At 34.3% G+C, this 24,192-nt stretch carries 23 protein-coding genes; 18 read left to right on the top strand and 5 right to left on the bottom strand.

The features are described from left to right. Positions 1-50 precede the first annotated feature (50 nt). From DMB71_RS21485 to DMB71_RS21470, 4 genes are all read left to right on the top strand, one after another. Positions 51-1,694 carry a DUF6377 domain-containing protein gene (locus DMB71_RS21485; protein WP_111369656.1) on the top strand — a complete coding sequence of 548 codons (1,644 nt, stop codon included), beginning with the start codon at positions 51-53 and terminating at the stop codon, positions 1,692-1,694. A gap of 205 nt (positions 1,695-1,899) precedes the next feature. After that, positions 1,900-4,116: a glycoside hydrolase family 3 C-terminal domain-containing protein gene (locus DMB71_RS21480; RefSeq protein ID WP_111369655.1), complete on the top strand. Its 2,217-nt coding sequence runs from the start codon at positions 1,900-1,902 to the stop codon at positions 4,114-4,116. Positions 4,117-4,318: 202 nt separating this feature from the next. Further along, positions 4,319-4,966 carry a DUF1349 domain-containing protein gene (locus DMB71_RS21475; RefSeq protein ID WP_111369654.1) on the top strand — a complete coding sequence of 216 codons (648 nt, stop codon included), beginning with the start codon at positions 4,319-4,321 and terminating at the stop codon, positions 4,964-4,966. A 121-nt stretch (positions 4,967-5,087) separates the two neighbouring features. Next, positions 5,088-6,227, top strand: coding sequence for an acyltransferase family protein (locus DMB71_RS21470; RefSeq protein ID WP_111369653.1), 1,140 nt, complete (start codon positions 5,088-5,090; stop codon positions 6,225-6,227). A 247-nt stretch (positions 6,228-6,474) separates the two neighbouring features. On the opposite strand, the gene DMB71_RS21465 is transcribed toward DMB71_RS21470, so the two are convergent. Together DMB71_RS21465 and DMB71_RS21460 are read right to left on the bottom strand one after the other, a co-directional pair. After that, the gene (locus tag DMB71_RS21465) at positions 6,475-7,581 is read right to left on the bottom strand and encodes an NADH:flavin oxidoreductase (RefSeq protein ID WP_111369652.1); all 1,107 of its coding nucleotides are present in this window, start codon (positions 7,579-7,581) and stop codon (positions 6,475-6,477) included. Positions 7,582-7,588: 7 nt separating this feature from the next. Then, on the bottom strand, positions 7,589-7,891 hold the full coding sequence (locus tag DMB71_RS21460) for an ArsR/SmtB family transcription factor (protein WP_091496855.1): 303 nt from the start codon (positions 7,889-7,891) through the stop codon (positions 7,589-7,591). Between the two features lie 345 nt (positions 7,892-8,236). Between DMB71_RS21460 and DMB71_RS21455 the strand changes: the two genes are divergently transcribed. Beyond that, positions 8,237-8,731: a TlpA family protein disulfide reductase gene (locus DMB71_RS21455; protein WP_111369651.1), complete on the top strand. Its 495-nt coding sequence runs from the start codon at positions 8,237-8,239 to the stop codon at positions 8,729-8,731. A gap of 239 nt (positions 8,732-8,970) precedes the next feature. On the opposite strand, the gene DMB71_RS21450 is transcribed toward DMB71_RS21455, so the two are convergent. After that, a complete protein-coding gene (locus tag DMB71_RS21450) occupies positions 8,971-9,351 on the bottom strand; it encodes a hypothetical protein (RefSeq protein ID WP_111369650.1) in 381 nt (126 codons plus the stop codon). A gap of 213 nt (positions 9,352-9,564) precedes the next feature. On the opposite strand from DMB71_RS21450, the gene galA reads away from it, so the two are divergent. The 5 genes from galA (at position 9,565) to DMB71_RS21420 (ending at position 16,813) form a co-directional block, all read left to right on the top strand. After that, positions 9,565-12,387 (top strand): beta-galactosidase GalA, encoded by a 2,823-nt coding sequence (gene galA, locus DMB71_RS21445; protein WP_111369649.1) that lies wholly within the window; start codon positions 9,565-9,567, stop codon positions 12,385-12,387. A gap of 411 nt (positions 12,388-12,798) precedes the next feature. Then, complete coding sequence (locus DMB71_RS21435; RefSeq protein ID WP_111369647.1) at positions 12,799-13,668, top strand: helix-turn-helix domain-containing protein; 870 nt, start codon at positions 12,799-12,801, stop codon at positions 13,666-13,668. A 308-nt stretch (positions 13,669-13,976) separates the two neighbouring features. After that, positions 13,977-14,375 carry a cupin domain-containing protein gene (locus tag DMB71_RS21430; protein WP_111369646.1) on the top strand — a complete coding sequence of 133 codons (399 nt, stop codon included), beginning with the start codon at positions 13,977-13,979 and terminating at the stop codon, positions 14,373-14,375. A gap of 283 nt (positions 14,376-14,658) precedes the next feature. Beyond that, a complete protein-coding gene (locus DMB71_RS21425) occupies positions 14,659-15,711 on the top strand; it encodes an NAD(P)-dependent alcohol dehydrogenase (protein ID WP_111369645.1) in 1,053 nt (350 codons plus the stop codon). 121 nt (positions 15,712-15,832) lie between these two features. After that, on the top strand, positions 15,833-16,813 hold the full coding sequence (locus DMB71_RS21420) for an aldo/keto reductase (RefSeq protein ID WP_111369644.1): 981 nt from the start codon (positions 15,833-15,835) through the stop codon (positions 16,811-16,813). Between the two features lie 214 nt (positions 16,814-17,027). Here the strand turns inward: DMB71_RS21420 and DMB71_RS21415 are convergent, their stop codons facing one another. Then, a complete protein-coding gene (locus tag DMB71_RS21415) occupies positions 17,028-17,615 on the bottom strand; it encodes a DUF4142 domain-containing protein (RefSeq protein WP_111369643.1) in 588 nt (195 codons plus the stop codon). 191 nt (positions 17,616-17,806) lie between these two features. Between DMB71_RS21415 and DMB71_RS21410 the strand changes: the two genes are divergently transcribed. The 5 genes from DMB71_RS21410 to DMB71_RS21385 all read left to right on the top strand — a co-directional run bounded on the left by DMB71_RS21410 (position 17,807) and on the right by DMB71_RS21385 (position 20,927). Continuing rightward, on the top strand, positions 17,807-18,280 hold the full coding sequence (locus DMB71_RS21410) for a hypothetical protein (RefSeq protein WP_111369642.1): 474 nt from the start codon (positions 17,807-17,809) through the stop codon (positions 18,278-18,280). Positions 18,281-18,572: 292 nt separating this feature from the next. Then, the gene (locus DMB71_RS21400; protein ID WP_111369640.1) at positions 18,573-18,812 is read left to right on the top strand and encodes a DUF7218 family protein; all 240 of its coding nucleotides are present in this window, start codon (positions 18,573-18,575) and stop codon (positions 18,810-18,812) included. A gap of 42 nt (positions 18,813-18,854) precedes the next feature. Next, complete coding sequence (locus tag DMB71_RS21395) at positions 18,855-19,949, top strand: DNA topoisomerase IB (protein ID WP_111369639.1); 1,095 nt, start codon at positions 18,855-18,857, stop codon at positions 19,947-19,949. Positions 19,950-20,026: 77 nt separating this feature from the next. After that, positions 20,027-20,191: a DUF1328 domain-containing protein gene (locus DMB71_RS21390; RefSeq protein WP_008463190.1), complete on the top strand. Its 165-nt coding sequence runs from the start codon at positions 20,027-20,029 to the stop codon at positions 20,189-20,191. An 88-nt stretch (positions 20,192-20,279) separates the two neighbouring features. Then, positions 20,280-20,927, top strand: coding sequence for a DUF5661 family protein (locus DMB71_RS21385; RefSeq protein ID WP_111369638.1), 648 nt, complete (start codon positions 20,280-20,282; stop codon positions 20,925-20,927). 77 nt (positions 20,928-21,004) lie between these two features. Here DMB71_RS21385 and DMB71_RS21380 read toward each other — a convergent pair whose 3' ends face one another. Then, positions 21,005-21,568 carry a hypothetical protein gene (locus DMB71_RS21380; RefSeq protein WP_111369637.1) on the bottom strand — a complete coding sequence of 188 codons (564 nt, stop codon included), beginning with the start codon at positions 21,566-21,568 and terminating at the stop codon, positions 21,005-21,007. 187 nt (positions 21,569-21,755) lie between these two features. On the opposite strand from DMB71_RS21380, the gene DMB71_RS21375 reads away from it, so the two are divergent. From DMB71_RS21375 to DMB71_RS21365, 3 genes are all read left to right on the top strand, one after another. Continuing rightward, a complete protein-coding gene (locus tag DMB71_RS21375) occupies positions 21,756-22,340 on the top strand; it encodes a YciE/YciF ferroxidase family protein (RefSeq protein WP_111369636.1) in 585 nt (194 codons plus the stop codon). Between the two features lie 69 nt (positions 22,341-22,409). Beyond that, positions 22,410-23,141 (top strand): DNA-formamidopyrimidine glycosylase family protein, encoded by a 732-nt coding sequence (locus DMB71_RS21370; protein ID WP_111369635.1) that lies wholly within the window; start codon positions 22,410-22,412, stop codon positions 23,139-23,141. Beyond that, a complete protein-coding gene (locus DMB71_RS21365) occupies positions 23,138-23,851 on the top strand; it encodes a DUF72 domain-containing protein (protein ID WP_111369634.1) in 714 nt (237 codons plus the stop codon). The genes DMB71_RS21370 and DMB71_RS21365 overlap by 4 nt, the downstream gene beginning before the upstream one ends. Positions 23,852-24,192 lie beyond the last annotated feature (341 nt).

Raw genomic sequence — 24,192 nt, 5'->3', positions numbered from 1 at the left:
AGAATAGACACTTTATTATATTTGTATATCTTATTTATTTTTTTGTCAGTTTGAAAAATCTATTTCTCTCCCTTTTTATAGTTCTTATTAGCTTTCCTCTTTTTGCATCGGAAAGTACAGATGTTATTTTAAAAGAATTAAATGAGGCGATCAAAAATAAACAGCATTACGTAAAGATTAAAGAAGAACGAATTGCGAATTTCAAGAAAATAAAATCTGATAATCTTACCAAAGAACAAGAGTATAATTACAACAAAACGCTTTATTTAGAATATCAGAAGCTAAATTCAGATTCAGCAATTCAATACGTAAAAAAAAATCTCAAAATTGCAGAAGAACTTCAGGATAAAGAGCTTTTCAATTTGGCTCAATTAGAATTGGTAACACTTTATTCCTCCTCTGGAAAATACCGTGAATCTGAAGCAATTTTAAAAAGTATCAAAAAGAAAGATCTAGCGCCTTCTCTGATTCCAATTTATTATTTTTCCAATCGTGAGTTTTTTGAACATTACGCGGCTAACAGTTACAGTCCAGAATACAGAAAGCAGATTGGCAAATATCGCGATTCATTATTAAGTGTCTTAAATCCGAATACTTTAGATTATCAGATTAACAGAATTCAGCAGGATATTTTCAATAAAAAGTTTGATGGGCCAAAAAAGCAGTTATTAGCTTTATTGAATAAAACAAAAGAAGAAAGTCCGCAATACGCCATGATTACTTATTTGTTAGGAAAAATAGGTGAAGCGACGCATGATTTGGAAGCTAGAAAAAGATACTATGCGCTTTCTGCTACATCTGATATAAAAAACGCTAATAAAGATAATGCTTCATTGCAGGAATTGGCTCTGGTTTTTTACGAAATCGGTGATGTCGATATGGCTTATAAACTGACACAGTCTGCTATTGAAGATGCTTTGTATTGCAATGTTCAGTTCAGAACATTACTAATGTCAGAAGTATATTCTATTATCAATACGGTTTATTTAGAACGTGAAGCGCAGAGAAAAAGCGAATTACAGATTTACCTGCTTTGCATTAGTCTGCTTTCTTTGTTCTTGATCGTTGCAGTTATTTACGTCTATATACAGATGAAAAAGGTTTCAAGAATTCGATCGGAACTTTACGAAACCAGTCAAAAATTAGCTGAATTAAACAAAGATATTACCGAAACCAACAGTCAGCTGCAAGAAAGTAACCTGCAATTGTCTGAATCTAATTTGGTTAAAGAAGAATATATTGCACATTTCTTTAATCTTTGCTCAACTTACATCAATAAGCTGGAGAATTACCGTATTATTTTAAACAAGAAAGCAACAGCAAAGCAATTTGATGAAATTTATAAAATATTAAAATCAACTACCTTGGTTGATAATGAGTTGGAAGAATTGTATAAAAACTTCGATATTATCTTTTTAAACTTATATCCAACATTCGTAAAAGATTTCAACGCCTTATTAATTCCAGAAGAACAGATTGTTCTCAAACAAAATGAATTGCTAAATACTGAGCTTCGAATTTTTGCTTTAATCAGATTGGGAATTACAGATAGTGTTAAAATAGCAGCATTTTTACGTTATTCTTTAAGCACAATTTACAACTATCGCACAAGAGCTCGAAATAAGGCCGCAGTTTCGCGAAATGATTTCGAAGAAATGGTCATGAAAATCGGCTCAATGGCTTTGAAAGCATAAATATTTATTTTAAAACCACTACTTTTTTTAGTGTATTTTAAAATTTAAGTATTTGTAAATCAATAATTTGATTTTTTAATCTACTACTTTTTTCTGTCTAAAAATGTAACTTGTACGATAACGTTTTAGTTTTACAATATGATAAAAAAGTTTTTCTCAAAAAGACTTTCCCTGATTATAAACTAATGCTTTAATAATTACTGTTATGTTAAAAAACGTTAAAACAATTGTTGTTTTACTTTTACTAAGTTCTGTAGGAACGAATGCTCAGAACAAAGTTCCAGTTTATCTAGACGATAAAAAACCGATTGAAGAGCGAGTAGAAGATGCGCTTAAACGAATGACTACCGAAGAGAAAATTGCCATGATTCATGCGCAGTCTAAATTTAGTTCTCCAGGTGTAAAACGCCTTGGAATTCCAGAAAACTGGATGACCGATGGACCACACGGAATTCGTGCAGAGGTAAAATGGGACGAATGGGATCAGGCAGGATGGACAAACGACTCTTGTATTGCTTTCCCAGCGCTTACAGCACTTTCATCTACATGGAACAAAGAATTGGCTTCTTTATATGGTAAATCTATTGGAGAAGAAGCGCGTTACCGTAACAAAAATGTATTATTAGGGCCAGGAGTAAACATTTACAGAAGTCCATTAAACGGGCGTAATTTCGAGTATATGGGAGAAGATCCGTTTTTAGCTTCAAAAATGGTGGTTCCTTATATTAAAGGAGTGCAGTCTAATGGAGTTGCTGCCTGTGTAAAACATTTTGCCTTAAACAATCAGGAAACTAAACGTAATACTGTCGATGTAATTGTGGATGATCGTGCATTGTACGAAATTTATCTTCCTGCTTTTAAAGCGGCAGTTCAAGAAGGTGATGTTTGGTCAATTATGGGAGCTTACAATAAATACAAAGGTCAGCAATGTTGCCATAACGAATATTTGTTAAATGATATTCTTCGCGGAGAATGGGGCTTCAAAGGAGTTGTAGTTTCTGACTGGGGTGGTGTTAACGATACGAAACAAGCTATTCACAACGGTTTGGATATGGAATTTGGTTCTTGGACAAACGGTCTTTCTTGGGGAACAAGTAATGCTTATGACAATTATTATTTAGCAAAACCATATTCTGAAATGATCAGAAAAGGTGAAGTTGGAACAAAAGAATTAGATGAAAAAGTGCGTCGCATTCTTCGTTTATCTTTCTTGACTACAATGGATAGAAATCGTCCTTTTGGTTCTTTTGGAACAGAAGAGCATGCTATTGCAGGACGCAAAATTGCTGAAGAAGGAATTGTTTTATTGCAAAACAACAACAATATTCTGCCAATCAATCTTTCTAAAACTAAAAAGATTGCTGTAATTGGAGAAAATGCTATTAAAATGATGACTGTTGGAGGAGGAAGTTCTTCGCTTAAAGCAAGATACGAAATCACGCCATTAGAAGGTTTGAAGAAAAGAATCGGAAATCAAGCGGAAATTGTTTACGCAAGAGGTTATGTAGGAGATCCAACGAGCAATTATAACGGAGTTGTGGCTAAAGTAAGTTTAGAAGACAAACGTTCTCCAGCTGAGTTAACTGCAGAAGCTTTAAAAGTGGCTAAAGATGCTGACATTGTTCTTTTCATTGGTGGATTGAACAAAAGTCCAAATCAAGATGACGAAGGACACGACCGTAAAGAATTGAATTTATCTTATGGTCAGGATAAGTTAATCAGTGATTTGGCGAAAGTAAACAAAAACATTGTTTTCGTAAATATTTCTGGAAATGCAATTGCAATGCCTTGGATTAGAGAAGTTCCAGGAATTGTACAAGGATGGTTTTTAGGAACAGAAGCTGGAAATGCTTTAGCAAATGTTTTGGTTGGAGATGTGAATCCGTCAGGAAAATTATCTTTCACTTTCCCAGTAAAATTATCTGATAACGGAGCTCACGCTTTAGGCGAATTCCCAGGTGGTGATTCAGTAAAATACAACGAAGGAATTTTTGTAGGTTACCGTTGGGTTGATAAAAACAAAATCAAACCGTTATTTTCTTTTGGACATGGTTTAAGCTATACGACTTTTGCTTACGGAAAAGTAACAGCAGACAAAAAACAAATAAACGCTGGAGATAAAATCACATTTTCTGTTAATGTAAAAAATACAGGAAGTAGAGAAGGATCTGAAGTTGTGCAATTATATATTGCCGATTTGAAATCTTCATTGCCTCGTCCGGTAAAAGAATTAAAAGGTTTTGAGAAAGTTGCTCTTAAAGCTGGAGAAGAAAAAACAGTAACGTTTACAATTGATAAAACGGCTTTAAGTTTCTTTGACGATAAAAAACACGACTGGGTTGCTGAACCTGGTGACTTCGAAGCAATTATTGGTGCTTCATCAACAGATATTAAATCTAAAGTGAATTTTTCACTTAAATAAGTTTTTTTATTTCTAAAAATTGGTTGGTTTGTAAAGCTGCAAGTGTAAAAATTTGCAGCTTTGCTTTTAGTTAAAAATTCACCATTTATACATTAAGAAACATAAAGAGAAGCTTTATTTTCTTAATATTTAAGCATTAAGAGTAGATTCATTAAGTCAAACTTAATTTTCTTAATATCTTAATGGTAAAAAAAGAAACAACATGAAAAAAATTACGATTGCAATATTGACTTTATTTTTTGCGAAAAATATTTCAGCACAAAGCCTGAATAAAATGCAATGGTTTAATGAACCTGAAAAATGGGAAATTAAAAATAATGCATTAATTATGAATGTTACTGCAAACAGCGATTATTGGAGAATTTCTCATTATGGTTTTACAGTAGATGATGCGCCTTTTTATTATGCAACGTATGGAGGTGAATTTGAAGCAAAAGTAAAATTGACTGGAAACTACATCGCACGTTTTGATCAAATGGGATTGATGATTCGTATTGATGAAAAGAATTATATTAAAACAGGAGTAGAGTTTGTTGACGGAAAATTTAATGTCAGCACCGTTGTAACACACGATAAAAGTGATTGGAGTGTGACGACTTTAGACAAAGCGCCGCCTTTTATCTGGATTAAAGCAGTACGCCGTTTAGATGCTGTCGAAGTATTTTACTCTTTTGATGATAAAAACTATATCATGACCAGAAATGCACCTTTGCAAGACAATACGCCAGTGATGGTTGGTTTAATGGCCGCTTCTCCAGACGGAAAAGGTTTTGAAGCTAAATTTGAAAACTTCACCGTAAAACACTTGCCAGATCAGAGAAGATTAGAATGGCTTAAAAATCACCAATAGATTAAATTTAAATTTAAAAATTCCAAATTCTAAACTTAATTTTCAAATTTTAAGAATGCAGAAAATCTAAAATCTGCAATCTACAATCTACAATTAAAACTTAACCTTAAACCAAACATAAATGAGTTCAATTTCAGTTGACATTAAACCAAAAAAACATTACGAAATACTTGATGGTCTGCGTGGTGTTGCAGCTATTTTAGTAGTTGCTTTTCACATTTTTGAAGCTTTTGCTGGCGGAAATCGTTTCGTTCAAATAATCAATCACGGATATCTTGCCGTTGATTTCTTCTTTCTTTTATCTGGATTTGTAGTCGCTTACGCGTACGATGACCGTTGGGTAAAAATGGGGCAATGGGAGTTTTACAAACGCCGTTTAATTCGTTTACAGCCAATGGTAATTCTTGGAATGATCATTGGCGCTATATTTTACTATTTTCAAGCTTCAGATATATTGTTTCCGATGATTGGAGGAATGGAAGCTTGGAAAGTTATTTTAACCATGGTAATAGGTTTTACGTTATTACCAATTCCGCCTTCTATGGAAATTAGAGGTTGGGGAGAAATGCATCCTTTAAATGGTCCGGCATGGTCGCTTTTTTTCGAATATATTGCAAACATCTTGTACGCCGTTATCTTCCGTAAATTTTCGAATAAAGTAATGTCAGTTTTTGTATTGATATTTGCCGGACTGTTAATTAACTATACTGTTTTTGGACCAAAAGGCGACGTTATCGGCGGATGGTCTTTCAATGTAGAACAGATGTATGTTGGTTTTACTCGTTTATTATACCCGTTTTTTGCTGGAGTTTTATTATGCCGTTTAGGAAAATTAATCCATGTAAAAAATGCTTTTTGGGTTTGCAGTATCCTGATAACAATTGTTTTAGCCTTGCCAAGATTTGGAGATGAAAACAGCCTTTGGATCAATGGTTTGTACGAATCAATATGTATTATCATTATTTTCCCAATAATTGTTGCAATTGGAGCAGGAGGAGAAATTAAAAATGAATTCTCATTAAAAATCTGCAAACTATTAGGTGATATTTCTTATCCAATTTACATCACGCACTATCCATTAATTTATTGGTTTACAGCATGGGTTGTAGATAATAAAGTCACAATGGTAAATGGTTATCTGGAAGGAATTGGAGTTTTAATCGTAAGCATCGTTCTAGCTTTCGTATGCTTAAAATTATACGATGAACCAGTTAGAAAATGGCTGATGAAGAAATTTCAGAGAAGAAAAGTTTCTTTATAAGTGGCAAAGGTTCAAAGGAACAAAGGTACGGAGGCAAAACTTTGTCCCTTTGTGCCTCTGCAACTCTGAACCTAAAAAAATTGAATTTCTAAATTTTGTTAGTTATAGATATTCAAAAAGGGATGATGTTTTAAACTTCATCCCTTTCTTATTTGAGTATAGTTTGATTTACAAGATCAGGAATAAGCGGTTTAGCAAAAAACCTTTGTAGCTTTGTTCCTTTGTCCCTTTGAACCTTAAAAAAAACTTATTCTAAAACCAATTGTCCCAAAGCTTCTTTACTGAAACCTTTTAATTCATCAGTTTTTCCTGCTTTGATTTTAGCCACCCAATTTGGATCAGAAAGAAGAGGTCTCCCGACAGCAACTAAATCAAAATCGCCTCTATCGAAACGTCTGTTTAATTCTTCTAAAGAAGTTGGTTGAGAGCTTTCTCCAGCAAAGGCACCAAAAAAATCGCCTGAAAGACCAACAGAACCCACGGTAATAGTAGGAACGCCAGTTACTTTCTTAGCCCATCCAGCAAAGTTTAAATCAGAGCCTTCAAATTCTGGTTCCCAGAAACGACGTTGCGAAGCGTGAATAATATCAACACCAGCATCAACAAGAGGAGTAAGCCAAGCTTCTAATTCCTGTGGATTTTTAGCCAATTTATAATTGTAATCAGAAGGTTTAAATTGAGAGAATCGCATGATAACAGCAAAATCATCACCAACTTGTCTTCTCACTTCCTTAATGACTTCAATTGCAAATCGGTTACGTTCTGGTAAAGTTTTTCCGCCATAAATATCATCACGCAAGTTAGTTTCAGCTCTAAAGAACTGATCAATTAAATAGCCGTGTGCGCCGTGAATTTCAACAGTATCAAATCCTAATTTTTTAGCATCTGCGGCAGCTTTTCCAAAAGCAAGAATAGTATCTTCAATATCTTTTTCAGTCATAGCAACGCCATTTCTAAAATCAGGACGGTTTAATCCGGACGGACCTTCAAACGGAACTGGCGGAACCCATCCAGAATGATGGTTGTCCATAATTCCCATATGCCAGATTTGCGGTCCCATTTTTCCGCCTGCAGCATGAACTTCATCAATAACTTTTTTCCAGCCATTTAAAGCTAAATCGCCATAAAAATGAGGAACATTCGCATCATTAGAAGAAGATTTTCTGTCAATAACAGTTCCTTCAGATAGAATTAATCCAACTTCGCCTTCAGCTCTTTTTTGGTAGTAAGCTGCGACTTCATCAGTTGGAACTCCGTTAGGAGAAAAAGAGCGCGTCATTGGCGCCATTACGATTCGGTTTTTCAGATTTAACGACTTTAAGTTAAATTCAGAAAAGAGGTTGTTTGTACTCATAGTAATTTTACAAATTTGATTGAATTAATTTACTAAGTGCTTCAAAGGCACCTTCGTTGCGTTTATAATAAGTCCATTGTCCAACGCGTTTCGCTTCGATAAAACCAGCGCGCTGTAAAATAGACAAGTATTCAGATACTGTAGATTGTGTCAAACCAGCTTTGGCTTGAATCTGCCCAACGCAGACTCCATGCTCAAATCCGGCATGTTCTAGCTGACCGGGAAAGTTAATTTCTGGTTCTTTTAGCCATTCCAACATTTGCAGTCGGGACTTATTAGATAATGCTTTAAAAATTTCTATCGTTTCCATGGTGCAAATATATCGACTTTTCCCGATATATGGATTTGAAGAAAAATATTTAGGATAATTTTATGATAGGGATGATGAAATGGAGAGGAATTTAATAAAGAAAATTTATATTTGTTTTTTTATAATCTCGTTGAGATACGCAGTTTTTACACTCATTTTATGTCATTTCGACGAAGGAGAAATCTCCGCAAGTAACTCCGCAACGAATGTCCAATCTTTGTCGAGCTTCTCGTGGAGATTTCTCCTTCGTCGAAATGACAAATAGTATCAATAATTTATGGTAATAAAAACTCAGCAACTTTATGAGATTAAAATAATCCCCGAATAAACAAAACTTAATCTATTATGAAAAAAACTTTACTTATCGTAGCATTCTTATGCTGTGTAATAACCAATTCTAAAGCTCAAGTTGTAGGTGTAGATGTTGGAGATATTGCTCCAGAAATTGATCTTCCAGATACAAAAGGAGAAAAAGTAGCGCTTTCTTCTCTAAGAGGTTCATTGACTTTAGTCGATTTTTGGGCTTCATGGTGCGGACCATGCATTAAAGAACAGCCATTATTACTAAAACTGCACAATGCTTATCCTGATAAATTATCAATCTACGGAGTTTCTATGGATACTAAAAAGCCATTATGGACAGGCGCAATTGCAAAAGCAAAATTGCCTTGGACAAATGTTAGTGATTTGAAATACTGGCAGTCTCCAGTTATAGGAGATTATATGCTTCAATCTATTCCGTTAAACTTTTTAATTGATAAAAACGGAATCATTTTAGCAAAAAATATTCACGGACAGGCTTTAGAAGCAAAAATTAAAGAGCTTTTAGAAGTGCAATAGTTTTCGTTAACCGCAAAGAGAGCTAAGAATTACGCAAGGTTCGCAAAGTTTTTTACTTGAAAAATAAAACTCTCGCAAAGTCGCAAAGTTTATTATTCTTAGCGACTCTGCGACTTTGCGAGATTCTTTAAAAATGTAGCGTGCTTAGCGTAAACCTTTGCGCTCTTTGCGGTTAAAAAACAAAAGCCCAGCTAACAGCCAGACTTTTAATTTTTAATTCCAGATTTTTAATTCTTTTCTTAAGACTCTTTAATCACTTTTTTTACACCTCCAAAACTCGTTTTCAGCATTTCTCTAATCTGAAACTGTGTTTTATTTTGCGAAGCGCTTTTCCAATCTTTGAGATCAAAAATATGAATCTGATCTGCGTAAGGATTCGTTAAGAATGAAATTCGTGAAATCGTGTATTTATAGTATTTCAGTTCATGAGAGACATGTCGATTAGGAACAACAATTAGTATATTTTCCCAGTTCAAAAAGTCTTTCGGAACATCTATTCTTTCCAATAATCCTAAAGATTCAAAAAAAGCGACAATCTTCTGATCATTAAGCTTGCTAATCTTATGATCGAGGTTTTTAAAAGTTGTCTGGAGTCTATTTTCGTTAATAATAGTACTCATAGTGGTAATTGCTTTTTTATGATTTTAATATAAAATTACATCAAAAGAAAATCATTTTTGAATCTGAAGCCATTAGATTCATTCTAAATTTAGAAAGCCCATTCTAGAAGCATTTGTTATGAATGAGTTATCATATTTTGATAAAATACTATTAATGTTTCTTTTCTAAAAGCTTTATTTTTATCGCTATTTGATTTACTAACAACCAAACCTATGAAAACCAATTTCCTCTTAAGAACATTTTTTGGTCTTTTAATTCTATGTTCAATTCCTGCTTTTGCACAAAACAAATCAAAAAGAGAACTTATTTTAATTGATAAAGACTGGCGGTTTTCATTCGGACATTTATACGATACAAAAAAAGATTTTGGTCATGCAGAAGGCTATTTTTCCTATTTAACTAAAACCGGATTTGGTGACGGACCAGCAGCTTCAGGATTTGATGATCGTGCATGGAGAAAATTGGATCTTCCTCACGATTGGGCAGTAGAACAGCCTTTTAGCGAAAGCGCAAGTTTCAGCCACGGATTTAAAGCAGCAGGAAAAAACTTTCCAGAGAAAAGCATTGGTTGGTACAGAAAAAAGATTAATATTTCGAATGATGATTTAGGAAAAATTATTTCTTTGAAATTTGATGGTGTTTTTAGAAACTCAAAAGTATTTTTTAACGGATTTTATTTAGGAACTGAAGAAAGCGGTTATAATGGTTTTGAATATGATGTAACGGCTTATGTAAATTATGGTGGCGAAAATACAATCGTAGTTCGTGTGGACGCTTCGATGGAAGAAGGCTGGTTTTATGAAGGCGCAGGAATTTACAGGCACGTTTATTTGCAGAAAACCAATCCGCTTCATGTGGCGCAAAACGGAACTTATGTAACTTCAGAAATTTCGAATGATAATGCTTCAATTACTGCAGAGGTAAAATTGGAAAATAAAGGTCATTTTAAAGGAAATGTTGAGATATACCAAACTATTTTAGACGCTGCGGGGAAACAAGTTGCGTCAAATTCTGAAAATGTTTTAGCTCCAGATTTCTACAAAACAAATAGTTATACTTCAAAATTAAATGTCACTAATCCACTTTTGTGGGATATTGATTCTCCGAATTTATATCAATTAATAACAGAAATAAAAAGCGAAGGAAAAGTAATTGACAGTTATGAAACTTCGTTCGGAATCAGAACGATAAAATTTGATCCGGAAAATGGTTTTTTCCTTAACGGAAAACATGTAAAACTGAAAGGAACCAACAATCATCAAGATCACGCAGGAATTGGAACAGCACTTCCAGATGAAATTCAGTATTATAGAATTAAAAAACTGAAAGAAATGGGGGCTAACGCTTATCGTTGTTCACATCATCCACCGACTCCTGAATTATTGAAAGCTTGTGACGAATTGGGAATGTTGGTTATTGACGAAACTCGTTTAATGGGAATTAACGATTATCATTTGAATGATTTGCAACGAATGATGGAGCGTGACCGCAATCATCCGAGTATATTCTGCTGGTCAGTTGGAAATGAAGAATGGCAGATTGAGGGTGGAATTACTGGTGAAAGAATTACCAGTATCATGCAGGAATTCAGCAAAAGTATTGACCCGACAAGACCTGTAACAGTAGGAATCAGCAGCGGATTTAAAAGCGGGATTTCTTCTGTTGTAGAAATTATGGGCTATAATTATCTTGGAAACGGAGATATCGATGCGCATAGAAATCAGTTTAAACAACAGCCAGGAATGGGAACTGAGGAAGGTTCGACGTTTGCAACTCGTGGCATTTATTTTACAGATGATGCCAAACATTATCAAAGTGCTTACGATAAAAAACCTCGTCCGACTTTTTACAGTATTGAAGAAGGTTGGAAATTCTACGCCGACAGACCTTATTTAGCAGGAATGTTTATTTGGACAGGTTTCGATTATCGCGGCGAACCAACGCCGTATGGCTGGCCGTCTGTAACCTCTTATTTCGGGATGATGGATGTCTGCGGTTTCCCGAAAGACAATGTTTTTTATTTAAAATCGTGGTGGGGTAAAGAACCTGTTCTGCATCTATTGCCACATTGGAATTGGAGCGGAATGGAAGGAAAAGAAATAGCTGTTTGGGCGTATTCGAATTGTGATGAAGTGGAGCTTTTCCTAAATAAAAAGAGTTTGGGCAAAAAGAAAATGGAGCAAAACAGCCATTTAGAATGGAAGGTAAATTACGTTCCTGGAACTTTGGAAGCTGTTGGATATAAAAATGGAAAAAAAGTACTTTCTGATATTCAAAAAACTACAGGAAAAGCAGAAAATATCAAATTGTCTTTGGATAAGGAAAATGTTTTAAAAGGAAATGTTTCTGTTGTAACGGTTGAAACTACAGATAAAAATGGCTTACACATTCCGACAGCAAACGATGAAATTACGTTTTCTATAAAAGGAGGGAAAATTTTAGGAGTAGGAAACGGAGATCCAACTTCGTTAGAAAGCGATCAATTTATTGATGACATTGCATTGGTTGCTATAAATAATTTTAAGGAAAAGAAAGAGATAAATGCGACTCTGTCTCAGAATTTGCCGAATTATTCTGAAAATGAGTGGACAGAAGCTTTTAAAGACCGCGATTACAAAAAGCAAGCGCCATCGTATATTTATAAAGGTGAATTTGATTTAAAAAGCAATTCGGCTTCTAACATAGTGAGCTTCTTTTATAAAAAAATAGGAGTTGAAACAGTAGTTTTTATAAATGGAAATAAAATTGATCCAAGCAAAGAAGATTCGCAAAAATATATTTTGAATACATCTATTTTAAAAGAAGGTAAAAATACAATCTACATTGCAGCAACGCCATTGCAAAAAATAAAAGAATGGGATGTTATGAATACCGATCCAGGAATCATTCAAGTTATTACTCCTGCAGAGCCTTGGAAAAGAAAACTTTTTAATGGTTATGCGCAAATCATTATTCAGAAAGATGAAAATGCAGGAGAAGTGGTTTTATCTGCTTCCGCGAAAGAATTAAGCACAGGAATTTTATTTGTAAAATAGTTTCAAGTTTCAGGTTTCAAGTTATGCAACTGTGAGAAATATGCTCGCAAAGTCGCTAAGACACAAAGTCTCTTTTAAAATAGTTATAAATGAATTGCGTCCAGCTTTAGCTGGATGTGAAAAAAATGGTGCTTTTAAAGGCTTTAGCCAAACTGCGGATAGTTTGGCTAAAGCCTTTTCTATGCTTGTCTCTTTTAGACCTCCAGCTAAAGCTGAAGGCAATTCAAAAATAACTTTGCGTCTCTGCGACTTTGCGAGCATTTTCTTTAATTAAAAAAAACTTAGCTCCTGATAGCTATCGGGATCGTAATTCTTCGCGCTTTTGCGGTTAACCCCGCAAACCTGAAACTTTAAACCTGAAACAAAAAAATAACAAAAAAAAATATTGTTTGATTTTCATAACTTTGCAAAATGAATAATCAGACAGAAACTCAGAATTGCGATTTTACTTCAGATTTAAAAATGAAGGGGTTTAAAGTATATCCTATAAATGGAGATTACAGTAAAGTTCCCGTTTATAGTCGAAGAGACTTTTATAAAATCTGCATCAATACCAGTAAAAGCATCATTCAATATGCTGACCGCGGAATAGAAACCGACGGGACGATTCTGTTTTTCGGAAATCCGATTATTCCATATTCTTGGGAAACTATTTCTGAAAAATTTGAGGGTTATGCCTGCGTTTTTACCGAAGAGTTTTTTAAAACTAAAGACCGATCAGAAACCTTGCAGGAATCGCCTTTGTTTAAAATAGGAGGAACACCAATATTTACGTTAACTACTGAACAAAAGGTGTTTATCGATTCGTTATTCCAAAAAATGATTCAAGAATACGAGACCGATTATGCTTTCAAAGATGATTTGATGCGCAGTTACGTTAATTTGATTATTCATGAGTCAATGAAAATGCAGCCTTCGGAAAGTTTTTTTAAACATAAAAATGCTTCTTCGAGAATTACTTCTTTGTTTTTAGAATTATTAGAAAGACAATTTCCAATAGAAACCAAAGATCAGCCGTTAGCTTTAAAAACGCCTCAAGATTATGCGCAAAGCCTTTCGGTGCATGTGAATCACTTAAATCGTTCTGTAAAAGAAGTTACGGGAAAACCGACAACGGCGCACATTACAGAAAGAGTAATCAACGAAGCAAAAGCTTTACTGCAGCACACAGACTGGAGTATTTCGGATATTGGGTATTCACTTGGATTTGAATATCCGAGTTATTTCAATAATTATTTTAAAAGACTTACAGGAACGGTTCCGAAATCGCTTCGAATGTAAATTGTTTCAATTTCTTAATTTTTTGTTTGAATATTGTTATTTCGGCATTGTAGTATTGCACTACATTTGCCCTGAAATAAACAACGAATCTTTGTATCAGTTTTTTTAATGACTAAATAACACTTCACAAAAGCATGCTCCGCTTTGCATTTAGTTTTAAATTTTGATAGTAGAAAAAATATAAATTTTTTAAAGTAGTAATTAAAATCAAAATCTCCTTCTAGAAGAGATTCGATGTACTGATTATTTCATTCAAATAAGCTTATAAAAATTTTAAAATTAATTATTAATCTAAAAACAACGAAATTATGTCGACACATTTCACTGCCGTAACCGAAGAAGGTAAAATTCCAAATACTTATATGACAGGCGAAGTGTCATATAAAAAGCAGACAAGCGAGATTCATCCTGAAAATACTGTCATCAAAGATATTTCTTTTGAACCTGGAGCGAGAAGTAACTGGCACAGTAATGCAAGTCTGCAATTAATCATTGTAACAGATGGAATTGGCTATTACCAAGAAAGAGGCGGACAAATTAATCTAATCGAAAAAGGAAAAGTAATCACAGTTTTACCGGGAATAGAGCATTGGTACGGAGCAACACCAAACAGCAAATATTCGCATATTACCATTGTCACAGAAGTAGACAAAGGATCTGGAGTATGGATGGATAGTGTTACTGACGAAGAGTATTATTCTTTTTAAGACGCTAAGGTTCGGAGATGCTATCCCGATAGCTATCGGGACTAAGATTTTTCTCTAAAATTATCGAGACTGATTTTTTACGCAGATTTGCTTCGCCTGTTCGCTATCGCTCGGGTTACTGATTTATAACACATTATATTTTTTGATTAGCTAAAAATAATCGAAATTTATATAACTAATTGTAGATCAGGACAAGTCAGCTGGATCTTTATTGCAATTTTTCAAGGGTCTATAACTTGAAACTTGAAACCTGAAACCTGAAACAAAAAACAACAAATAAATTATGGAAACAAAAAACATTAAAGCCTTTGGTACCGAAGCTGCCGAAGCACCATTAAAAACCTTAGATATTAAAAGAAGAGCTGTACAAGCGCATGACGTAGAAATCGAAATTTTATATTGTGGAATCTGTCATTCTGATTTGCACTCAGCTAGAAATGAGTGGCACGGAACAAAGTATCCAATTGTTCCTGGACACGAAATTGTGGGTAGAGTGGTAAAAGTTGGAGATCACGTAAAAAACTTTAAAGTTGGTCAATTAGCAGGAGTAGGCTGTATGGTTGATTCTTGTAGAGAATGTGATCATTGCAAAAATGATTTGGAGCAATATTGTGATGAAGGGAGCATTCTAACATTCAATTCACCAGACAAACATTTAGGCGGACATACTTTTGGAGGATATTCTCAAAGTATTGTTGTTGATGAAAACTATGTATTGCACATTTCAGATAAATTGGATCTTGCTGGAGTTGCGCCTTTATTGTGCGCAGGAATTACAACTTATTCTCCGTTAAAACATTGGAAAGTTGGACCTGGCCAAAAAGTGGGTATTGTTGGAATTGGAGGTTTAGGACATATGGGAATCAAATTAGCGAAAGCTATGGGGGCTCATGTTGTTGTTTTTACAACATCTCCGTCAAAATTTGATGCTGCAAAAGAACTTGGAGCTGACGAAGTAGTTTTGTCTACAGATCCTGAACAAATGGCAAAACATGCTAAAAGCTTAAACTTTATTTTAGATTGCGTTTCGGCAGAACACAGTATCGATTCTTACTTAAATTTATTAAAAGTAGACGGAACTTTAACACTAGTTGGCGCGCCAATGGATCCGCTTCCTGTAACTTCTTTCAGTTTGATTTTAGGAAGAAGAAGCTTCGCTGGTTCAGCAATCGGTGGAATCGCAGAAACTCAAGAAATGCTTTATTTCTGTGCAGAACACAATATTACGGCAGACATCGAATTAATTGGCGTAAATGACGTAAACGATGCTTACGAAAGATTATTAAAAGGAGATATTAAATATCGTTTTGTGATTGATATGGCTTCGCTTAAATAAGGTTCAAAGTGGCAAAGGTTCAGAGTAACAAAGGTTTCTAATCTTTGTGTTTAAAAGAGGTAGAGAGGAAAAACCTTTGTACCTATGTCCCTCTGAACCTTTGCACCTAAAAAAGAAAAAAATGCAAACACGTAAACTAGGAAATAGCAGTCTTGAAGTCTCTGCATTGGGACTTGGCTGCATGGGAATGAGTTTTGCCTATGGTCCGGCACCTGATAAAAAGGAAATGATCAATTTGTTACGTTCGGCTTATGAAAAAGGAATTACTTTTTTTGATACTGCAGAATGTTACGGACCCTATTTAAACGAAGAACTATTGGGAGAGGCATTAGCGCCTTTTCGCGATAAAGTTGTAATTGCGACAAAATTTGGCTTTTTGGAAGGTGATACTAAAAAAGGATTAGACAGTCGTCCAGAATGGATTAGAGAAAGCATTGAAGGTTCGTTAAAAAGATTAAACATCGATGTAATCGATTTGTATTATCAGCATCGTGTAGATCCGAATGTGCCGATAGAAGATGTTGCAGGAACTATAAAAGATCTGATTCAGGAAGGAAAAGTAAAACATTTTGGACTTTCAGAAGCTGGTGTAGAAAGCATTCGTCGTGCTCATGCTGTGCAGCCTGTTACAGCACTTCAGAGCGAATACTCGCTTTGGTGGCGAAATCCAGAAGAAGAAATTTTACCCGTTTTGGAAGAATTAGGAATCGGTTTTGTGCCTTTTAGTCCGCTGGGAAGAGGTTTCTTAACTGCTAAAATCGATGAAAATACGCAATTTGACAGTACTGATTTTAGAAATACATTGCCTCGTTTTACGCCAGAAGCAAGAAAAGCAAATCAGACGCTAGTAAATCTATTGTCGAAAATTGCTGCGGACAAAGGAGCAACAAACGCACAAGTAGCCCTTGCATGGATTTTGGCGCAAAAACCTTGGATTGCACCAATTCCAGGAACGACTAAATTGCACCGTTTAGAAGAAAATCTTGGTGCAATAGATTTAAAATTATCGTCAGAAGATCTTGCAGCAATTGAGAATGCTTCAAAAATTACAATTGAAGGATCAAGATACCCAGAACACCTGCAGAAGATAACGGGGAAGTAAGGTTCAAAGTTGCAAAGGGATAGAGGTTCAAAGGGACACAGAAAAGACCTTTGAACCTTTGCACCTAAAAGAAAAACCCTCAAGCAATTCAACTCTTGAGGGTTTTGTAAAATATACAAAAACTTAAAATGTAAAGATTTTTTCTTTTAAAAGAAACCTTTTAAACCTTTGCAGCTTTGAGCCTTTGCATCTAAAAAAATAATCAATTATTTTTTTACTTTTTGTCTAGGTTTTGTTTCAGCATTTTAGCGTGTTCCAAATGAGCTGTTAAACCTGCAATATTGTTTGAAGCCCAAGTTCTTACTTCTTGATCATTTGCATCTTTTGCGGCTTTCTCTAATTTTTTGATTGCTTTTTCATGACCATCTATCATCATATCTGCGAATTTTTTATCAAAATCAACACCCGATTTTTCGTTTAATTTATTGTATTCATCTTGTCCTTCTTCAGTTAAAGAATTTGGAAGAGTAAAGTTTTTTGCTTTTGCTAAAGCACTCACTTCAGAAGCCGATTTTGTATGCTCATCAACAAGCATTTTACCAAACTTTTTCACTTCGGCGTTAGTACTTTTTGTTTGCGCCAGTTTACCGATTTCGATTTCAGCTAAATTAATTTCGGCTTGATCTACTAAAAATTCAGAATCATCTTCTTTACTGTCAATAGAATCAAATTTTGCTTCGTTTGCATCTTCAGCTACTTCTTTTGGATCTTCTTGTTTGGTTTCGTTTTTACAAGATTGAAGGAATATAATAATAAGTCCTGCTCCTAAAATGGCTTTCCCGGCTAATAGTAACTTTTTCATGATTTTAATAGTTTAAATGTTATAATGTAAAATTATAGACAAGTTAAAGGAATGACTTACAGGATTTTTAGAGATTGTTATAGGATTTGGATGTAGATTATATAGTCAATACATTTAAATACGGATTTCCGTAAAATTCTTACAACTATATGTTTGATATTTGCTCTTAATCATTATTAAATTTTAAAAATATGAAGAAGATATTTCCTTTAATTATCGTTTTGCTGTTATTTTCATGTAATTCAAAAAATGATAATCAGGTTAAGAATAAAAAAGAAGTCATTATTGATATTAAAAAAATTGTTGGAAAAAACAGGGAAGAAATCGATAAGATTCTTGGTAAATCTGATAAAGTTGAACCGTTTTCAGAGAGTAGTACTCCATGCAAGAATATTCCCTGTGAAAAAGCGTTTTATCAAAAAGATAAATTTGAAATTATATTTATAGATGGAAAATCAGATTGGATAACTATTAATGACCTATCGCAATATGACTTTTCTGAAGATAATATTGAGATTTTAGGCTTGCCATATTCTGTACCAGATTTTAATAATCCTAGAGATTTAATTAGATGGAAAAATATTGAAGGCATAAATGAAATTAATATTTTTAACAATGGATCAGATAAAATATCTTATGCATATATAAAAGTTAAGACGGAATAAATGAAGTTCCGTCCTAATTTGCCAAAATTATACTGTTTAAAAACTTCCTGCTTCGGCTTAAAAAAAGATTGTCTACAAAGGCAGTCTTTTTTTATTTCTGCATCTAACATTTCACATTTCACATTTCACAAAAAAGAAAAATTTACATTTCCACTTTCACAATTCCCATCCTACAAAAATGAAATTTCCAGCAAAAATTCTATAACAGAAAATACTGACTTAATGATGAATTTTGGTATAACAGATTTCGACATATGAAATGTCAAAATGTTAACCATATAAAATTAAAGTCATGCCAGATCCAAGAATTAAGAATGAAGAGCAGTATGAAGCATTGGTAAAAAAAGGATACAGCAAAGAAAAATCGGCTCGTATTGCTAATACGCCAGATGCAGGAAAAAAAGGTGGAAAAGCAAAGCCTTATGACGAATGGACAAAACAAGAGCTTCTAAAACAAGCCAGTAAAGTAGGCATAAAAGGAAGATCTTATATGAATAAAAAAGAACTGATAGAGTCTTTGAGAAATAATTAAAGTTTAAAACAAAACTATTTCTGTGATAAAAAATTAAATACCATGAATGCGGCGAGAAAAGAAAATTTAATGAATCGGCTGATTAAAGCGCCACATCTAGTAATTGAAAAACTAGATTTAGAATATATTAATGATCATCAGTTAACTATTGTACGCTGCCGCGAAGGGGAGAATTTCGTTTATAAAAAGAACGGAAAGAATGTAAAGAGCAAACATGAAATCAAACGCATTAATAGTCTTGTGCTTCCGCCAGCTTGGGAAAATGTTCGTATCACAGACGTTACAAATGGACATTTGCAAGCTGTAGGAACCGATCTTAAAAATAGAAAGCAATACCGTTATCATCCAAAGTGGAATTTGATTCGAAATCAAACCAAGTTTTACAAAATTGCAGAATTTGGCGCTAAACTTCCCGCAATAAGAAAACAGGTCGATCTTGATTTGGAACAAAAAGAATGGTCTAAAGAAAAGGTAACTGCTTTGGTAATTAGACTTATGGAAGAAACGCATATTCGAATCGGAAATGAGAAATACGCAAAAGATAACAAATCGTACGGACTTTCGACTTTAAGAAAACGCCATATTAATATCAATAGAAATTCGCTACGATTTGAATTTATTGGAAAAAAAGGAAAACAACATACGATCACAACCCGAAATAAACAATTGGTTAAATTGGTAAGCCGATGTGAAGAAATTCCAGGATATGAGGTTTTTAAATATTACGATAAAAACGGCGAAAGAAAAGTTTTAGACAGTCATGCTGTAAATGAATATCTGCACAATATTTCAGGTGAATATTTCAGCGCGAAAGATTTTAGAACTTGGGCAGCGTCGATTATTTTCTTTGAAAGTTTAATGGAAATTGGAGTTACTCCAGATGAAAAAGAAATTAAGCAAAATATCATAACTGCTTTTGATCTTACAGCAGAAGCGCTCGGAAACACCAGAAAAGTATGCAAAGATTATTACGTTCATCCGCTTTTGATTTCGACTTATGAAGATGGTTCTATTCAGGAGTATTTTGATAAGGCCAAAAAAAGCAGAAGCACCAAAAAGTATTTTACAAAATCAGAAAGTGCATTCTCTGAATTGATTCAGAATTACGAAATCAATTTAGAAACGCCTTGTTCATAAAGAGTTACTGCATCTCTCCAAAAGCTTAAAAGTTTTGAAATACAAACAAAATCATTATTAACTAAAAAACTATTATTATGTTACGTTGGACAGTCACTTTTATTATTCTTGCCATAGTGGCGGGGATATTTGGTTTCGGTGGAATTGCCGCTGGAGCCGCTAGTATAGCTAAAATTTTATTCTTTATATTTTTAGTTCTTTTCGTTATTTCTTTAATAAGCGGAAGATCAACAAGAGTATAGAAGAACTATCAGTAAATACAAACAAATCAAAAACGGCACATTTCATTTGGTAAATGTGTCGTTTGTGGTTTCATTAAAAAAGCAAGTCATGGGAACAAAAAGTGGTGCTTATCAAGACGTTTACATTAAAAGAGAAGATGAAATGGTAAGCCTTAAAAACGATGTGACAGATTTTTGCGAAAAGTATATAAAACCTGTGCATCCCGAAAATTGGGATTGGTCGGTTCGTGATTTTGAAAATCCTGAAAACGACCCGACAACTGCAGAAGCACGAGCACTTGCAAATGTGGTTTTTAAGGATTTAAGTGATACAAAACAGACTGATGTCGATCTTTCGACAATGAATAATGTGCATGCCATAAAGGCTTATCTGGATCCGAAAAGTAAACATGAAGCTTTTAATATGGAAGAATTTGCTTTCGCATTAAAAGTAGAATTGGAGCATGGCAGGGTAAAAGATGTAAATGTGACCAATAACCATCCGTTTTTGACTGCTATGATTGCGCTTGCTCACATGACCGAAAGTCTTACGTATTACAAAAGGCTAAAAGTAATGGAAGCAGAGGGCGAAATTTATGAAATTGTCCGAAAACTGGAGAGATCTCCAATCGGTAAAGAAAAATGGTACATAGAATTAGGAAAAGCTGAACAAGAGCTTAATGAAGCCAGAGCCGGATTGGCCGAGCGTTTAGCCCGAATGGACGATATTCCAGTATTGAAAATTATTGGAGATTAAGTAGTTAAATTTTAAACTCAAAAAAACCGTTCCGATGCATCGGAACGGTTTTTTATTTATTTACTGATTAAGAAATATTAAAATCGACGAGGATCGTTTTCTGGATAGCCCTCATCATCGTTATCTTCCTGCACATCGTCTTCGATGTAGTCATTATCATCGTCGTCAATGTCTTCTTCAACATAATCGTCATCATTCTCATCCTCGTCCTCATCTTCGTCCTCGTCCTCGTAATCTTCTTCATCATCAATGTCTTCCAAAGCGTCTTCAGTTTCGTTAAAATCATATTCGTCTTCTCTGAGATCTGAAGGATTGTCGAATTCGTCATTTTCTTCGGTATAATTATCATCTTCTAGTTCGACTTCATAAATATCTTCGTTATTGTCTTCAAGGTCTTTATCGTTATGAAAGTCGTCATTTAGATCATCCAAATCATCATCGTTTACAAAATCTTCCTGATCCGGATTTGGCCTGTTCGGATTGTAACCGTTTCTTACCATATAACCTCTTTCGGCAATTTCACTATTGTCATTGTCGGGCTTTTTGATATCAGCGTCAAGATCTTTGCTGAGGTTTCGGTCGTTCGAGAAATGATCTTTTGCATCTCTATTTACATTGTTTTTTTTATTGATAGTATTCATGACATCTAGTTTTTATGATTAATACTTACAAAGCTAGTATGAAGATGAAGGAATATCTTATAGAATTGTAAAGTGTAATTGTATAATTAACAGATGTTTAGAATGGAATTTTAATTTAAAATCTTATAACCTCTCTTGCAGATGAGGCAGTAATTTTACCATCATATTAATCATAAAAACTATTGCCATGAAAACTACAGATAGTAAAAAAACATCTGCTACAAAACAGACTGCAAAAGAAACGACGCCAAGAGGAGTTACTAAGCCAAAATCAAGCGCAGCTTCAGGATTGACCGAATTATTTGAAGAAGCGCTAAAAGACATTTATTGGGCAGAAAAAGCGCTGACAAAAGCTTTGCCTGTAATGGTTAAAAATGCTTCTTCTGTTGAATTGAAAGATGCAATCGACAATCATTTGACTGAAACCGAGGAACAGATTACACGTTTAGAAGAAGTATTTAAAATTATTGGTAAAAAAGCAACGGCAAAAAAATGCGATGCGATGGAAGGTCTAATTGAAGAAGCCAAAGGAATGCTGGAAGAAACTGAGCTTGGAGTAGTGCGCGATGCAGGAATTATTGCTGCAAGCCAGAAAATTGAGCATTACGAAATTGCTACTTACGGTACTTTAAGACAATTTGCGGAAACGCTCGGCCTGACAGAAGCCGCAACTTTACTAGAACAAACTCTAGATGAAGAAAAAGGAGCCGATAAAACTCTCACAGAAGTCGCTGTAAATGCAGTCAATCTTGAAGCCGCTGAGATTGAATAAAGCAGTAAGAATGAATTGAAAGTGCAGTTTTTAAACTGCACTTTTTTAGTTAAATAAAAATCACAGTATATGCCCGAAGGTCCGTCTATAGTAATTTTAAAAGAAGAAGTGCAGCAATTTACTGGACAGAAAATAATTTCTGTATCTGGAAATACGCACATTGATATTTCTCGCCTGCAGGATAAAACCATTCTGGCTTTTAAAACCTGGGGAAAACATTTTTTAATTTGTTTTGATTCTTTTACAGTAAAAATTCACATGCTGATGTTTGGAACGTATCGAATTAATGAACGTAAAGCTTCAAAACCCAGACTGAGTTTAGTTTTTGAAAACGGCGAACTTAATTTTTATACCTGCTCGGTCAAAATTTTAGAAGGCGATATCAATTCTCATTACGATTGGAGTGTCGATGTGATGAATGAAGATTGGAATCCGAAGAAGGCACAGGCAAGCATGGATAAAATGCCAGAACAAATGATCTGCGATGTCATTCTCGATCAGGATATTTTCTCTGGGGTAGGCAATATTATCAAAAATGAAGTTTTGTACCGCTGTTATGTTCATCCAGAATCGATCGTAGAGAAAATTCCGCCTCATACCATCAGCCAGCTTATCGCCGAATGCTCCACTTACAGCTTTGAGTTTTTATATTGGAAAAAGAAATTTGAACTCAAAAAACATTGGGAAGCGTATACCAAAAGCGTGTGTTTACGATGCAATCTTCCGTTCCAGAAAAAACAGACGGGACAACGAAAACGCAGAAGTTTTTTCTGCACTAACTGCCAACAATTATATATATGAAAAACCAAGTAACAATAGGCTGCTCCAGCTTTTACAACAGTTTTTGGAAGACTATTTTTTATCCTCAAAATCTTCCTTCCAAGAAATGGTTTGAATTTTATTGCCAGCATTTTGACACATATGAGTTTAATGGCAGTTTTTATAAATTTCCAACGGTTCGTATTTTTCAAAATTGGTACAATAAAACGCCAGAATCTTTTTTATTTTCGGTCAAAGTGCCAAAAGAAATTACGCATATCAAAAAACTGATAGACTGCGAAAGCCGTTTGAATGAATTTTATAAAGTTTGCGAAGAGGGAATGAAGGACAAACTCGCCGCTATTTTGTTTCAATTTCCGCCAAGTTATGCCTTTAGCAGAAAAAAATTAGACGCCATAATTGGAATTCTCAATTACAATTTCAAAAATGTAGTCGAATTTCGTCATGAAAGTTGGTGGAATGATGAGGTTTGGAATGCTTTTAAAGAAAACAGCATCACGTTTTGCAGCGTGAGTTATCCTAATCTTCCTCAAACTATTTTCAAAGATTTTCCAATACTTTATATGCGTTTTCACGGTATTCCGAGACTATTTTATTCTAGTTATTCTACAGAAGAATTGCAGAAGGTAAATCAACAGATTCGTTCCAAAAAAGGATTTGTTTACTTCAATAACACAGCAAGCGAAGCTGGTATTCTAAATGCTTTAGAATTGAAAAGAATGGCTGTTTAATATTTTCTATGTGTGGTTTTTAACGCAGAGATCGCTAAGATTTTTTTATCCTGAATACTTCATGCAGACACAAAAAAGAGTCCGCAAAGATTATTGAGTTCTGATTGATTTTTGTCTCTCGCAGATTTTACAGATTTAAATAGATTTTTTTAATCTGCGTATATCTTTTAACAGTATAAAAGTCTGCATGATCTGCAAAATCTGCGAGCAACAAAACTATACTCAACAGCAAAAAAAATAACCGCAAAGAGTAAAAATTTAACGCAAAGCAAGTAAGAATATTTCTTGCGAACTTTGCGCAACCTTTGCGTCTTTTGCGGTTAAAAAAAATATGCGGTTAA

It is taken from the genome of Flavobacterium tistrianum (assembly GCF_003254545.1).
In the GTDB taxonomy this organism is placed as follows: Bacteria; Bacteroidota; Bacteroidia; order Flavobacteriales; family Flavobacteriaceae; genus Flavobacterium; species Flavobacterium tistrianum.
The sequence above is the reverse complement of the archived record's forward strand: the minus strand, read 5'-3'. Positions and strand labels throughout refer to the sequence as shown.